The sequence below is a fragment of the Streptomyces sp. NBC_01003 genome, from assembly GCF_045162695.1.
Lineage (GTDB): Bacteria > Actinomycetota > Actinomycetes > Streptomycetales > Streptomycetaceae > Streptomyces.
This window is the reverse complement of the sequence record NZ_CP108707.1, coordinates 5,318,814-5,333,765: the sequence shown is the minus strand read 5'-3', so window position 1 is coordinate 5,333,765 and position 14,952 is coordinate 5,318,814. Positions and strand designations below refer to the sequence as shown.

Below are 14,952 nucleotides of genomic sequence, written 5' to 3'. Positions count from 1 at the left end.
GACTAGTTAGTCCCATTTGGAGAGGAAAGTCGGGACGAGTCCTGCCCGGCCACCCGGTCCGCTCGGCTACGCGCCCACCAGGAGTTCCGCCTCCCGCTCGCGTTCCCACAGCGCGCGCAACGGCCCATCGACCGCGACCAGATCCTCGTACCTGCCGCGCTGCACGACCCTTCCCGCGTCGAGGACGATGACCTCGTCCACGGCGTCGAGGCCGGCCATCCGGTGCGTGATCAGCAGCGTTGTCCGGCCCTCGGTCGCGGACAGGAGGTCCGCCGTCAGCGCGTCCGCCGTCGGCAGGTCGAGGTGCTCGGCGGGCTCGTCGAGCACGAGGACGGGGAAGTCGGCGAGGAGGGCGCGGGCCAGGGCGAGCCGTTGCCGCTGGCCTCCGGACAGGCGCGCGCCGTGTTCGCCGACGAGGGTGCCGAGCCCGTCGGGCAGCGAATCGGCCCACTCCAGGAGGCGCGCGGCAGCCAGGACTTCGCGCAGTGCGTCGTCGGTGGCGTCCTTCTTCGCGAGGAGCAGGTTCTCGCGCACCGAGCTGTCGAAGAGGTGCGCGTCCTGCGCGCACAGCCCGACGAGCCGCCGCACCGCATCCCCTTCGAGCCCGTACGCGTCCTGCCCGGCCAGGGTGTACGACCCCTCACCCGCGTCCAGGAACCGCAGCAGGATCTGCGCGAGCGTCGTCTTGCCGGACCCGGACGGGCCGACGACGGCGACCCTGCGGCCCCGCTCCAGCGTGAGGTCGACCCCGTGGAGCGCGTCCCGGCCCTGCCCGTCGTGGCGCGCGGCGAGACCGCGCACGACCAGAGGGAAGGGATCCTGCGGCGCCTGCGCGGGCGCCTCCGGCTCCCGTACGGGGACCGTCGCGTCCAGGACCTCGTGAACGCGTTCGGCGCTCTTCTTGACCCGCTGGCGGTACTGCACGGCGAGCGGCAGGCCCATGACGGCCTCGAACGCGGCCAGCGGCGTCAGGACGACGACCGCGAGCTGGACCCCGTCGAGGCGGCCCTCGCGCACGCCCTGCACCCCGGCGAGGGCCGCACCGGCCACAGTGAGGCCGGTGATCAGCGCGGTCAGTCCGTCGCCCAGCGCGGTGGCGGTGGCGGCGCGGGACGCGATCCGCGTCAGCACGGAGTCGGCGGCCTTCGCCTGCGCGGTCCGCGCGGACAGCGCTCCGGAGACGGTCAGTTCGGCGGTGCCGGTGAGGAGTTCGGCCACGCGGGTGGCCAGCGTCCCGCGCGCGGGGGCCAGCCTGCGCTCGGCGCGGCGGGCGACGGCTCCGGAGAGCAGCGGTACGCCGACCCCCGCGAGCAGCAGGCCCGCGGCGAGCACGGCACCGGCGGAGGGCAGCATCCAGACGGTGAACGCGACGGAGGCGGCACCGACCACCGCGGCGGCCGACGCGGGCAGCAGCCAGCGCAGCCAGTAGTCCTGGAGGGCGTCCACATCGGCGACGAGCCGGGAGAGCAGATCGCCGCGGCGCGTCGCGCGCAGGCCCGCGGGGGCGAGCCGCTCAAGGCGCCGGTAGACGGCGACCCTGGTGTCGGCCAGCATCCGCAGCACGGCGTCGTGCGACACGACCCGCTCGGCGTACCGGAAGCAGGCGCGGCCGATCCCGAAGGCGCGTGTCGCCGTGACGGCGACCATCAGGTACATCACGGGCGGCTGTTGCGAGGCCCGCGAGATGAGCCACCCGGAGGTCGCCATGAGCCCGACGGCGCTGCCGAGGGCGAGCGCTCCGAGCAGCAGCGCGAGGGCAAGGCGCCCCCGCCGCGCCCGCGCGGCACGCCGCACGCGCGCGAGCACACTGCCCCGGCTCTCTCCGGAGTGATCGGATACGTGACGGTCCTCTGCGTGGACGGGCACGTCGGCCGCCTCGGCCGACGGCACGGGTCGTACCGCAGGCTCCCCCGCCACCGCAGGGGAACGCGGTACGTCGAGACGCACCACCCGGTCGGCGACGGCCAGCAGCGCGGGACGGTGCACCACCAGAAGGACGGTCCGGCCGGCGGCAAGCCTGCGGACCGCCTCGACGATCCCCGCCTCGGTCTCGCCGTCGAGGGCGGCCGTCGGCTCGTCAAGCAGCACCACGGGCCGGTCGGCGAGGAACGCCCGTGCCAGGGCGAGGCGTTGCCGCTGCCCGGCGGAGAGCCCGGCCCCGTCCTCGCCGAGGAGGGTGTCCGCACCGTCGGGCAGCGCACGGACGAAGTCCTGGGCCCCCGCCTCGCGCAGCGCCTCCTCGACCTCCGCGGACGACGCGTCGGGCCGCGCAAGCCTCACGTTGTCCGCGACCGACCCGGCGTACAGCTGTGGCCGCTGCGGCACCCAGGCCACGCGCGCGTGCCACGCCTCCCGGTCGAGACCGGCCAGATCGGCGCCCCCGACGAGGACCCGCCCCGCGTCGGGACGGACGAATCCGAGCGCCGCGCTCAGCAGCGTCGACTTGCCCACGCCGCTCGGGCCGACGAACGCCACCGTCTCCCCGGGCGCGACCTCGAAGTCGGCCTCCGAGACGGCGTCCGTGGACCGGCCGGGATAGCGGACGGTCACTCCGTCGAAGGCGACACCGGTGGCCGCGGGCACCGCTCCGGCGCCGGACGGCGGCACCGGGGTCTCCAGGATGGCGAAGATCTCCTCCGCGGCGGCGAGCCCCTCGGCCGCCGCGTGGTACTGCGCGCCGACCTGACGCAGTGGCAGATAGGCCTCGGGCGCGAGGACGAGGATGACCAGTCCCACGTAGAGGTCCATGTCGCCGTGCACGGGCCGCATGCCGATGGTCACGGCCACCAGGGCGACCGACAGTGTCGAGAGCAGTTCGAGGGCGAACGACGACAGGAAAGCGATGCGCAAGGTCCGCATCGTCGCCTGCCGGTACTCGCCGGTGATCCGGCGGATCGACTCGGCCTGCGCTTTGGCCCGGCCGAACACCTTCAGCGTCGGAAGTCCGGCGACCACGTCCAGGAAGTGCCCCGAAAGCCGGGACAGGAGCCTCCACTGACGGTCCATGTGGGACTGGGTGGCCCAGCCGATGAGGATCATGAAGACGGGGATCAGGGGCAGTGTGCAGACGATGATCGCCGCGGACACCCAGTCCTCGGTGACGATGCGCGCGAGCACCGCCACGGGCACCACCACCGCGAGGCCCAACTGCGGCAGATAGCGCGAGAAGTAGTCGTCGAGCGCGTCCACACCCCGCGTCGCGAGCGCCACCAGGGATCCGGTCCGCTGCCCGCTGAGCCACCCCGGACCCAGCTGGGAGGCGCGCTCCAGGAGCCGTCCGCGCAGCTCCGACTTGACCGCCGCGCTGGCCCGGTGAGCGGCCAGTTCGGTCAGCCAGGAGACAACACCGCGCCCGGCCGCCACCAGCGCAAGCAGCAGGAGCGGTGTGCGCAGGGCGAAGACGTCAAGACCGTGCTCGAAGGACCCCACCACCACCTCGGCGACGAGCATCGCCTGAGCGATGACCAGGCCCGCCCCGGCCACGCCGAGGACCACCACCGCGATCAGGAAGAGGCGAGTGGCCCTGGCGTACCGGAGCAGACGCTGGTCGATCGGTTTCACGTGAAACACACCCTCGTATCAGGGGCTCAGTGCGCGGCGTCGGCGATGTGCTGGGTGCCGATCCGCTTGCGGAACACCCAGTACGTCCACGACTGGTAGAGCAGCACGATGGGCGTCGCCACCGCCGCGCACCAGGTCATGATCTTCAGGGTGTAGGGGCTCGACGAGGCATTGGTGACCGTGAGGCTCCAGTCCGGGTCGAGCGACGAGGGCATGACGTTCGGGAACAGCGTCAGGAAGAGCATCGCGACGGCTGCCACGATCGTGATGCCGGACAGCGCGAACGACCAGCCCTCACGCCCCGCCTTGATGGCGATGATGGCCCCTACGAGCGCGACCACCGTGACGATCATCGCGATCAGCGACGAGCCGTCGCCCTTGTCGGCCTGGGTCCAGATCAGGAAGGCGAGCGCGAGGGCCGCGGCGACGGGACCGAGCCCCAGCGCCGTCTTCCGCGCCCGCACCCGGATGTCGCCCACCGTCTTGAGCGAGGCGAACACCGCGCCGTGGAAGGTGAACAGCGTCAGCGTCACCAGACCACCGAGGAGCGCATACGGGTTGAGCAGGTCCCAGAAGCTGCCCACGAACTCCTTGTGCACGTCGATCTTCACGCCGCGCACGATGTTCCCGAAGGCCACGCCCCACAGAACCGCCGGTATCAGCGAGGTCCAGAAGATCGCGTGCTCCCAGTTGGTCTGCCACTTCTCGTCGGGCCGCTTCGCCCGGTACTCGAAAGCGACACCGCGCACGATCAGGCAGACCAGGATCATCAGGAGCGGCAGGTAGAAGCCCGAGAAGAGCGTCGCGTACCACTCGGGGAAGGCGGCGAAGGTCGCGCCGCCGGCCGTGAGCAGCCACACCTCGTTGCCGTCCCAGACGGGTCCGATGGTGTTGATCAGGACGCGCCGCTCGGTGCGGCCGCGGGCGAGCACCTTGGTCAGGACCCCGATCCCGAAGTCGAATCCCTCCAGGAAGAAGTAGCCGATCCACAGGACCGCGATGAGTACGAACCAGACGTCGTGAAGTTCCATGCCTCAGCAGCTCCTCAGTCTCAGTACGAGAAGGCCATGGGCCGGTCGGCATCGGAGGCGTCGCCGGAATCTCCGGATCCGGGGCCGCCGATCTTGGTGGGCGGGTTGAGGTCGGCCTCGGTGAGCTCGGGCGGCCCCTGCTTGACGTACTTGACCATCAGCCTCACCTCGATGACGGCGAGTGCGGCGTAGACCAGCGCGAACACGATCAGGGAGGTGAGGACCTCGCCCTGCGAGACGCCGGGGGAGACCGCGTCCTTGGTCCTGAGCACGCCGTAGACCACCCACGGCTGACGCCCTGTCTCGGTGAAGATCCAGCCCCAGGAGATGCCGATGATCGGGAAGATCAGCGTCCACTGGGACAGGCGCCACCACCAGATGCCCAGCTTGGGCGTCAGCTCCTTGTTCTTGGTGAGCATCAGCTTGGGCACTTCGTCCTCGCCGGTGCGTCGCTCCGGCGCCAGCCAGAACCTGCGCCGGGTGAGCCACAGGCCCGCCGTGCACAGGGCCATCGAGACACCGCCGAAGCCGATCATCCAGCGGTACGACCAGTAGGCGGTGGGGATGTTGGGGCGGTAGTCACCGGGCCCGAACTTCTCCTGCTCCGCCTTGTTGATGTCGTTGATCCCGGGGATCTCGGCGTTGAAGTCGTTCTTGGCGAGGAAGGACAGCACACCGGGGACCTCGACGGCGACGGTGTTGTGGCCCTTGGAGACATCGCCGTACGCGAAGATCGAGAATGGCGCCGGCTTCTGCGTGTCCCACAGCGCCTCCGCGGCCGACATCTTCATCGGCTGCTGCTCGTACATCACCTTGCCGAGCGTGTCCGCGCTGACGACGGTGAGGAGCGTGCCGACCATGGCCGTCACCAGGCCGAGACGCAGCGACATGCGCATGGTGCGGATGTGCTGCTTCTTGCGCAGGTGGAAGATCGCTATGCCGGTCATGAACGCGCCGCCGACCAGGATGGACGCGCTGATCACATGCCAGAAGTTGACGAGCACCGTCTCCTGGAAGAGCACGGCGGCGAAGTCGGTCAGCTCGGCGCGCTTGGTGCCGTCCCGCTCCACGATCCGGTAGCCGACCGGATGCTGCATAAACGAGTTGGCGGCCATGATGAAGTACGCCGACAGGATCGTGCCGATGGACACCAGCCAGATCGTGGCGCAGTGCAGCTTCTTCGGGAGCTTGTCCCAGCCGAAGATCCACAGACCGATGAAGGTCGACTCGAAGAAGAAGGCGATCAGCGCCTCGAAGGCGAGCGGAGCGCCGAAGATGTCGCCGACGAAGCGCGAGTAGTCCGACCAGTTCATGCCGAACTGGAACTCCTGCACGATGCCGGTCACGACACCCATGGCGATGTTGATCAGGAAGAGCTTGCCCCAGAACTTGGTCGCCCGGAGGTAGTGCTCCTTGCCCGTCCGTACCCAGGCCGTCTCCAGGATCGCCGTCAGCGCGGCGAGCGAGATGGTCAGGGGGACAAAAAGGAAGTGATAGACGGTCGTGATGCCGAACTGCCATCGCGCCAGAGTTTCCGGCGCCAGAGCCATCAACGTTGGGTCCACTGCGTCATCTCCTTAAGTCGCCGTGGTCCAGCGGCAATTTGCCCCTTTAATCCCACTGCTCTCCGGATCAACCGGGCACGCTTGTGAAAGCGTTCACATTCACAAGCATTATGTACTACCGGCTCCGGACAGCAGAAGGGGGGTCCCCCCTTACTCCGGGGAACCCCCACCGCGCTACAGAGCGGCCGCAGCCGCCCGGTCTACAACTCCTTGCGGAACGCCGCCGCCGTGTTCAGGAAGACGTCGTTGGCCTCGGTCTCCGCGATCGTGGCCCGCATCCCCTCGCCGGCGAACGGCCGCACGACCACACCGGCCTGCTCGCACGCCGCGGCGAAGTCCGCCGTGCGCTCCCCCAGACGCAGCCACACGAAGTTCGCGTGCGTCTCGGGCACGGTCCAGCCCTGCCCCCGCAGCGCCTCGACCACGCGATTGCGCTCGCACACCAGCGAGCCCACCCGGCCGAGCAGCTCGTCCTCGGCCCTTAGCGAGGCGACCGCCGCGTCCTGCGCGAGCTGGCTCACGCCGAACGGCACAGCCGTCTTGCGCAGCGCGGCCGCCACCGGCTCATGGGCGATGGCGAAACCGACCCGCAGGCCCGCGAGCCCGTACGCCTTGGAGAACGTCCGCAGCACCGCGACATTCGGACGGTCCCGGTAGACCTGGACGCCGTCCGGCACGTCGGCGTCGCGGATGAACTCGCGGTACGCCTCGTCGAGCACGACCAGGACATCGCTCGGGACCCGGTCAAGGAACCGCTCGAGCTCGGCCCGGCGCACCACCGTGCCGGTCGGGTTGTTCGGGTTGCACACGAAGATCAGGCGCGTACGGTCGGTGATCGCGTCGGCCATCGCGTCGAGGTCGTGGACCTCGCCGGACGTCAGCGGCACCTCCACCGCTTTGGCACCGCTGATCTGCGTGATGATCGGGTACGCCTCGAAGGACCGCCAGGCGTAGATGACCTCGTCACCGGGGCCGCTGGTCGCCTGGAGCAGCTGCTGCGCGACCCCGACCGATCCGGTGCCCGTGGCCAGGTGCGTGACCGGAACCGCGAATCGTTCCGCCAGCTCGTTCATCAGCCCGGTGCAGGCCATGTCCGGGTAGCGGTTGAAGGAACCGGCCGCCGCGACAGCACTCTCCATCACGCCGGGAAGCGGTGGATAGGGGTTCTCGTTGGAGGACAGCTTGTACGCCACCGGCCCCCCGGCCGCGGCAGCCTTGCCCGGCTTGTAGGTGGGAATACCCTCCAGCTCGGCACGCAGCTTGGGGCTCGTCTCGCTCACCGCAGTCCTCCTCGCGACCACCATTTCAATACTGCTCACCTTAAGAGGATTCGCGGCAGACCCCAATGGCCCGGGGCCCTCGACCTCCCGGGTGGTCGTCCGACACCACCCATGACGACGGCCACGGACCCCCTGTAGGCGTACGAAGGAGAGGGAGCGCTCCCCATTCCAGCGCGCGCCGGTAGCTCGCGCCGTGGCGCGCATCCCCCGTGAAGGTGAGTTGAGACCTACTCGCAACATCGTCGACTTGGCAGGCCCACGCGCGCCGACAAGTGACGTCCTGGCGTCGATCCGCTCAACTCCCTTTATTTCCAAGGTCATTGACTCTCTCCGGCCATGCAGAAACGTGCCTGTCAACGCGTGCATATGCACTCACGCCGCCCCGCCACATGAGCCCTACTATCGGCTCGCAATGACAGCAGCAGGGAAGCACCAGGTGAGCCGGGCAGAGACCACCCGCCGGGGCACCCGGCAGGTGCGGGCGGGCATCAGAGACGTTGCCGCCGCCGCCGGGGTCTCCATCACGACTGTCTCCGATGCGCTCAACGGTAAGGGCCGGCTCCCGGACGCCACCCGACGCCATGTCCGCGAGGTCGCCGACCGGTTGGGCTATCGCCCCTCCGCGGCGGCCCGAACGCTCCGTACCGGAAAGTCGGGCCTGATCGGCCTGACCGTCACGACCTACGGGGATGAACCTTTCACCTTCACCGAATTCGCGTACTTCGCGGAAATGGCGAGAGCCGCCACCTCGGCGGCGCTCGCCCGCGGGTACGCCTTAGTCATCCTGCCCGCCACCTCACGCCATGACGTCTGGTCGAACGTCGCGCTCGACGGCACCGTCGTCATCGACCCCTCCGACCACGACCCGGTGGTCACCGAGCTGGTCCGCCAGGGCCTGCCCGTCGTCTCCGACGGACGCCCCGCCGGCACGCTCCCCGTCACCGCCTGGGTCGACAACGACCACGAGGCCGCCGTCCTCGGCATCCTCGACCACCTCGCCGCCGCGGGGGCCCGCCGTATCGGACTGCTCACCGGCACGACCACGGACACGTACACCCATCTGTCCACCTCCGCGTACCTGCACTGGTGCGAGCGGATCGGGCAGGAACCCGTGTACGAGTCCTATCCCGCGCACGATCCGTGCGCGGGGGCCGTCGCCGCCGACCGGCTCCTGGCCCGCCCCGACCGGCCCGACGCCGTGTACGGACTCTTCGACCCCAACGGCACGGACCTGCTCGCCGCCGCCCGCCGGTACGGCCTGCGCGTCCCCGAGGACCTGCTGCTCGTCTGCTGCAGCGAATCGACCGTCTACGCCACCACGGAACCGCCCATCACGACCCTCTCGCTCAAGCCCCGGCGCATCGGCACCGCGGTCGTCCAGCTACTGATCGACGCCATCGAAGGGGTTGAATCGGACCAGCCGGTCGAGCAGGTGATACCGACGGAACTCATCGTCCGGACCTCGTCCCAGCGCCGTTCGCCCCGCACGACGGTCAGCCCGCCCCGCTCCCCGGGACACGGCTGAACGACGGCTTCCGGGTGGTCACCCCGAAGACCACCCGGAAAAGCCCGTACCAATTCGGGAGAAAAGCACGGTGAACAGCCGCCCGGATCCGATTCACCACCCCTGGTGCATCACACAGCGCGAGCCGCATTCCTATGATGGGCGCACGACACCGCGGGCGGCTGCGACCAGGCAGTCCGATCGGGTGCAGAGGCGGCGCAATGGTGGTGGAGGGGTCGATGACTCAGGGGGCCGGTCAGGGACCCGAGGTGCGCACGGCGACGCTGCGCGACTTCCGCGTTCCGGCGTACGTCCATGACGTACCGGCGTACGTCCAGGAGCCCGGCCACGACCCCGCTCCGCCCGCCCCTGCCGTGCCCGCGCAGGCGGAGCCGGATCCCGCTTACCAGGAGCCGTCGTACCCATCGGCGTCACACCCGGATGCGTCGCACCCGGAGCCCTCTTACGCGGAGCCGTCCCCTCAGGACCCCGCGTTCGACCAGCCCGACGGGTACACGCCCACCCAGCGCGACCTGCCGGTCATCAACCGCGGTGACACGGTCCAGGTGCAGATCGACACCGAGCACGCGCCCCGTCCCGCCGAGGGGCTCGGCCCGCTGTACGTCGTCGGCGACGTGCACGGCTACCTAGACGAGCTGATCGCGGCCCTGTACGAGCAGGGACTCATCGACGCCGAGGGCAGCTGGTCGGCCGGCACCGCCCGACTCTGGTTCCTCGGCGACTTCACCGACCGCGGGCCCGACGGCATCGGCGTCATCGACCTCGTGATGCGCCTGTCCGCGGAGGCCGCGGCCGCCGGCGGCTACTGCAAGGCCCTCATGGGCAACCACGAACTGCTCCTGCTCGGCGCCAAGCGTTTCGGCGACACCCCGGTCAACTCGGGCGCCGGCACCGCCACTTTCCAGGCGGCCTGGCTGCTCAACGGCGGGCAGAAGTCGGACATGGACCGCCTCCAGGACGTCCATCTCCAGTGGATGTCCCGGCTCGACGCGATCGAGCTGGAGGACGACCACCTCCTGATGCACTCCGACACGACCTCGTACCTCGACTACGGCGACTCGATCGAGGCGGTCAACGACACGGTCCGCGAGACTCTCACGCGTAACGACGCGGACGAGTGCTGGGACCTCTTCCGCAAATTCACCAAGCGCTTCGCGTTCCGCGACGAATCCGGACCCGAAGCCGTGCGTGAGCTCCTCGACACCTACGGCGGCGCGCGCGTCGTCCACGGCCACAGCCCCATCCCGTACCTCCTCGGCGAGGTAGGCACCGAGGACGCGGCGGACGGATCCGAGGACAGCCGCCCGCAGATCGAGGGCCCGCATGTGTACGCGGGCGGGCGCGCGATCGCGATGGACGGCGGAGTGACCATGGCCGGAAAGCTGCTGGTCCAGCAACTCCCCATGGATAGCTAGGCGTTCCCCGGGCAGGCGCACCGAACGGGGGCTCAGTCCGGCCACCGGGCCGAATTCGGAAAACCCCCTGTCACCGCGTGCCGTCGCCGCTCTACCATCGGCTTATCCGTAGCAGGCTCCCCTCCGTTTCTGCCCGACGGCTCGCACCCATGCGAGCCCCCAAGCCCTACGGAGCATCGGGGGATGCACATGAACAGCGCTCCGCACCTGCTGAACGAGGACCGCCCCGAGTTCGAGCGGATCCTCGATGATGCGCTGCGTACCGCACCGGACCGCCCTGATCTCGCCGCAGTGGGTAAGCGGCTCAACCCCGAACAACTGCGCACCATGGCGCTCAACGCCACCGCACTGATCACGGCCGCCGCCGCGACCGAGTACCAGAACTACGTGAAGGTCCGCGCCGATCTGCGCGCCTCGCCCCGGCCCGTGCGTCAGCTGCGCGAAGGAGAGAGCGCGGCGGAATCCGGCAACGGAGCGATCGGCCTGGCCGCCACCGTGGGCGAGGTGGCGGAGACCACCGGCGCCGGCGTCATAGCCGTCGTCGCGGTGCTCGCCCCCGTGCTCGCCGGGACGGCCGCCGCGATCTTCCTGCTCGTCGGCTACATCCTGAAGATGCTCGATCCTGAACCGGCGTTCGCCCAGACCCTGTTGACGGCCGGCTGGGTGTTCGGCGCGCTCACGGTGGCGGGCATCCTCGTCGCCGGAGTGGGCCTGCTGCTCACCGCTCTCCGCAACGGCTCGACGTCCTTGCAGGCCGGCGCGCACACCGAGTCGAACGAGGAGGTGGACCGGGCCAGGGAAGCCTGGTGCCTTGTGCTCCTGGAGCGCGGCATCCTGCCGTTCCTCCGGGAGGCGCTCGCGGAACCGCCGCCGGCCCCCGCCAGTCGCGGGGGCGGCCCCGGAGCAGCGGGCCGCATGCCGCACCTCGGGTACAACAGGCCCGGGTTCAGCAGCCCGGGCACCGACGGCGGCTCCCCTGCGGGCCCGCGCCCGACGTACTCGAGCCCGGACTTCACAAGCCCCGACTTCGGAGGCCCGGACCACAAGCCGGACTAGGGCCGACGGGCGTTGGTCCCGGAACACCCTGTCCACCGGCCGCGAAAGGCGACCGGTGGACAGCGCGCGGCGCCCGCGTGGGCGTGGACGAGGTCAGTCCGCGATCGGCAGATAGACCCGGTTGCCCGCGGCGGCGAACTCCTTGGACTTCTCCGCCATGCCCTCCTCGATCTCACTCTTCGTCCCGCCGTGCTGCCGGCGGATGTCCTGGGAGATCTTCATCGAGCAGAACTTCGGCCCGCACATCGAGCAGAAGTGGGCCGTCTTAGCCGGTTCGGCCGGGAGCGTCTCGTCGTGGAACTCCCGTGCCGTGTCCGGGTCGAGGGCCAGATTGAACTGGTCCTCCCAGCGGAACTCGAACCGCGCGTCGGAGAGCGCGTCGTCCCAGTCCTGGGCGCCCGGGTGCCCCTTGGCGAGGTCCGCCGCGTGGGCCGCGATCTTGTAGGTGATGACGCCGGTCTTGACGTCGTCCCTGTTCGGCAGGCCCAGGTGCTCCTTGGGCGTGACGTAACAGAGCATGGCCGTCCCCCACCACGCGATCATCGCGGCTCCGATGCCGGAGGTGATGTGGTCGTACGCGGGGGCGATGTCGGTCGTCAGCGGGCCGAGTGTGTAGAAGGGCGCCTCCTCGCACACCTCCTGCTGAAGGTCGATGTTCTCCTTGATCTTGTGCATCGGGACGTGCCCGGGGCCCTCGATCATCGTCTGGACGTTGAAGCTCTTCGCGATCGTGTTGAGCTCCCCGAGCGTCTTCAGCTCGGCGAACTGCGCCTCGTCGTTGGCGTCCGCGATCGAGCCCGGCCGCAGGCCGTCACCCAGCGAGTACGTGACGTCGTACGCCGCGAGGATCTCGCAGAGCTCCGCGAAGTTCTCGTAGAGGAAGCTCTCCTTGTGGTGCGCCAGGCACCAGGCGGCCATGATCGAACCGCCGCGCGAGACGATGCCCGTCTTGCGGTTCGCGGTGAGCGGGACGTACGGCAGCCGCACACCGGCGTGGACCGTCATGTAGTCCACGCCCTGCTCGGCCTGCTCGATGACCGTGTCCTTGTAGATCTCCCAGGTCAGCTCCTCGGCGCGGCCGTCGACCTTCTCCAGCGCCTGGTAGAGCGGCACCGTACCGATCGGGACGGGGGAGTTGCGCAGGACCCATTCGCGCGTTGTGTGGATGTTGCGGCCGGTGGAGAGGTCCATGACGGTGTCGGCGCCCCAGCGGGTCGCCCATGTCATCTTCTCCACCTCCTCCTCGATCGACGAAGTGACCGCGGAATTGCCGATGTTGGCGTTGACCTTCACCAGGAACCGCTTGCCGATGATCATCGGCTCGATCTCCGGGTGGTTGACGTTGGCCGGCAGGACCGCGCGGCCCGCGGCGATCTCCTCACGGACGACCTCGGGGTCCACGTTCTCCCGGATGGCCACGTACTCCATCTCGGGCGTGACCTCCCCGCGCCTGGCGTACGCGAGTTGAGTCACCGCCCGGCCGTCCCGCCCGCGACGAGGCTGGCGGGGGCGGCCGGGGAAGACCGCGTCGAGGTTGCGCAGGCCGCCGCGCGGAGAGGTGTGCTTGATCCCGTCGTCCTCGGGGCGGACCGGGCGGCCCGAGTACTCCTCGGTGTCGCCGCGGCCGATGATCCAGTTCTCCCGCAGCGGGGCAAGGCCCCTGCGGACGTCGGTGTCGACACTCGGATCGGTGTACGGCCCGGACGTGTCGTAGAGCGTGACCGCCGTGCCGTTGGTGAGGTGCACCTGGCGGACCGGCACCTGGAGGTCGGGGCGTGAGCCCGTGACGTACCCCTTGTGCCAGCCAATGGACTTCCCGGCCTCGCCCGTCTCTGTGGACAGGTTGGAGGCAGGCGTGCGCGCGTCCGATGTGGTCATGAGACCTACTCCCTACGCCGGCATTACCCGGTAACAGGTTCGGCGGTCGACGCAGCGGCTTCCGTCGGGCGATGTTTCATGTGAAACATCGCCGAAGCGGAGGTCAGCGCCCTCTCAGCCCGGTGCTCCGAGCTCCCGCGTGTGCAAAGGTGCCCCCACGCTAGCGTCATTTCTGGCGTGCTGAACAGAGGGCCCCTGCCGTTCTTGCGATGATCGGGCGGTGACCAGCACGCCGCAGCCTCCGTCCGCGCCGCCGAATCCGCCCCATGGCCAGGGGAGCGCCGAACACGGGCACTCCCACAGCCACGGCCCCGCCGCGCCCGTCTCCAAGCACTTGCGCAAGGTCATCGCCGCGGTACTGATCCCGTTCTCCGTGGCGGTCGTGGTCGGCCTCGTGGTGCTCTGGCCCGGCGGCGCCCCGTCCCACGCCCGTACCGGCGTCGGTTTCGACCGGCAGACCCAACAGGCCACCGTCACAAAGGTCGACAAGGTCGACTGCAAGTCCGTCAACGCCTCCGGCGACACCCCCACCGGCGATACGTCGACCGCCGAGGGCCAGACCGCCGAGCAGCAGGCGAAGGGCACGTGCGAGAAGGCCACGGTCCGCGTCGACAGCGGCAAGGACACCGGCCGTACGTTCACGGAGATCGTGCAGCCGGACTCACCAAGGCAGTTGCACGAGGGCCAGAAGGTGATCGTGGCCTACGCGCCCGACGCGCCCAAGGAACTTCAGTACTCCGTCACCGATGTGGACCGCAGGCTCCCGATGGCGCTGCTCGCCGGGATCTTCGCGCTGGCGGTGGTCGTCGTGGGCCGGCTGCGGGGTGTCATGGCGCTCGTCGCGCTGGCGATCAGCTTCATGGTGCTGACCTTCTTCATCCTGCCCGCGATCCTGCAGGGCTCGAATCCGCTGGTGGTGGCGGTGATCGGGGCGAGCGCCATCATGCTGATCGCGCTCTACCTGTGTCACGGTCTGACGGCCCGGACGTCGGTCGCGGTGCTCGGCACGCTCGTGTCTCTGGTCCTGATCGGGCTGCTCGGCTCGCTGTTCATCGGCTGGGCGGCGCTGACCGGCAACACGGACGACAACACGGGCCTGATCCACGGTCTTTACCCGTCCATCGACATGAGTGGTCTGCTGCTCGCCAGCGTCATCATCGGTTCGCTCGGTGTGCTCGACGATGTGACGGTCACGCAGACGTCGGCGGTGTGGGAGCTGCATCAGGCGGACCCGACGATGGGCTGGCGCGGTCTGTACCGCGCGGGCATCCGGATCGGCCGCGACCACATCGCGTCCGTGGTCAACACGCTCGTCCTGGCGTACGCGGGCGCGGCGCTGCCGCTGTTGCTGCTCTTCTCGATCGCGCAGAGCAGTGTGGGCACCGTGGCCAACAGTGAGCTGGTGGCTGTGGAGATCGTGCGGACTCTGGTGGGCTCTATCGGGCTGGTCGCCTCGGTACCGGTGACGACCGCGCTCGCGGCCCTGGTGGTCTCGGCCGACCGGCCCGGATCCCCGTCCGCCGCCGCGGCCGGTCCGGCACGCGGAGGAAGGGGCCGGCGACGGAAACGCTGAACCCCTGCGAGGGCGCCCCGAGGGCACCGGTCTGCTGAAGCGTTACGTCAGTTGATGGTCCGCGGACT

Annotated in this window: 9 protein-coding genes and 1 riboswitch; of the genes, 4 read left to right on the top strand and 5 right to left on the bottom strand. The window is 69.7% G+C overall.

All coding sequences use genetic code 11. The features are described from left to right. Nucleotides 1–66: 66 nt before the first annotated feature. The 4 genes from cydD to hisC all read right to left on the bottom strand — a co-directional run bounded on the left by cydD (nucleotide 67) and on the right by hisC (nucleotide 7,437). Nucleotides 67–3,561 carry a thiol reductant ABC exporter subunit CydD gene (cydD, locus tag OG698_RS24430; RefSeq protein WP_406105421.1) on the bottom strand — a complete coding sequence of 1,165 codons (3,495 nt, stop codon included), beginning with the start codon at nucleotides 3,559–3,561 and terminating at the stop codon, nucleotides 67–69. 26 nt (nucleotides 3,562–3,587) lie between these two features. Further along, on the bottom strand, nucleotides 3,588–4,592 hold the full coding sequence (gene cydB / locus OG698_RS24425) for a cytochrome d ubiquinol oxidase subunit II (protein ID WP_406105419.1): 1,005 nt from the start codon (nucleotides 4,590–4,592) through the stop codon (nucleotides 3,588–3,590). Nucleotides 4,593–4,612: 20 nt separating this feature from the next. Continuing rightward, nucleotides 4,613–6,142: a cytochrome ubiquinol oxidase subunit I gene (locus OG698_RS24420; RefSeq protein ID WP_406111249.1), complete on the bottom strand. Its 1,530-nt coding sequence runs from the start codon at nucleotides 6,140–6,142 to the stop codon at nucleotides 4,613–4,615. Between the two features lie 215 nt (nucleotides 6,143–6,357). After that, nucleotides 6,358–7,437 (bottom strand): histidinol-phosphate transaminase, encoded by a 1,080-nt coding sequence (gene hisC, locus OG698_RS24415; RefSeq protein ID WP_406105417.1) that lies wholly within the window; start codon nucleotides 7,435–7,437, stop codon nucleotides 6,358–6,360. Between the two features lie 412 nt (nucleotides 7,438–7,849). On the opposite strand from hisC, the gene OG698_RS24410 reads away from it, so the two are divergent. From OG698_RS24410 to OG698_RS24400, 3 genes are all read left to right on the top strand, one after another. Next, nucleotides 7,850–8,962, top strand: coding sequence for a LacI family DNA-binding transcriptional regulator (locus tag OG698_RS24410; RefSeq protein WP_406105415.1), 1,113 nt, complete (start codon nucleotides 7,850–7,852; stop codon nucleotides 8,960–8,962). 218 nt (nucleotides 8,963–9,180) lie between these two features. Next, complete coding sequence (locus tag OG698_RS24405; RefSeq protein WP_406105413.1) at nucleotides 9,181–10,377, top strand: metallophosphoesterase family protein; 1,197 nt, start codon at nucleotides 9,181–9,183, stop codon at nucleotides 10,375–10,377. Between the two features lie 183 nt (nucleotides 10,378–10,560). Further along, nucleotides 10,561–11,433 carry a hypothetical protein gene (locus OG698_RS24400; protein WP_406105411.1) on the top strand — a complete coding sequence of 291 codons (873 nt, stop codon included), beginning with the start codon at nucleotides 10,561–10,563 and terminating at the stop codon, nucleotides 11,431–11,433. A gap of 93 nt (nucleotides 11,434–11,526) precedes the next feature. Here the strand turns inward: OG698_RS24400 and thiC are convergent, their stop codons facing one another. Continuing rightward, nucleotides 11,527–13,311, bottom strand: a complete 1,785-nt coding sequence (gene thiC, locus OG698_RS24395; RefSeq protein ID WP_406105409.1) for a phosphomethylpyrimidine synthase ThiC — start codon at nucleotides 13,309–13,311, stop codon at nucleotides 11,527–11,529. Continuing rightward, nucleotides 13,304–13,460: riboswitch (TPP riboswitch) on the bottom strand. (Overlaps the previous gene by 8 nt.) A gap of 71 nt (nucleotides 13,461–13,531) precedes the next feature. On the opposite strand from thiC, the gene OG698_RS24390 reads away from it, so the two are divergent. Continuing rightward, nucleotides 13,532–14,884, top strand: coding sequence for a YibE/F family protein (locus OG698_RS24390; RefSeq protein WP_406105407.1), 1,353 nt, complete (start codon nucleotides 13,532–13,534; stop codon nucleotides 14,882–14,884). Nucleotides 14,885–14,952: the final 68 nt, after the last annotated feature.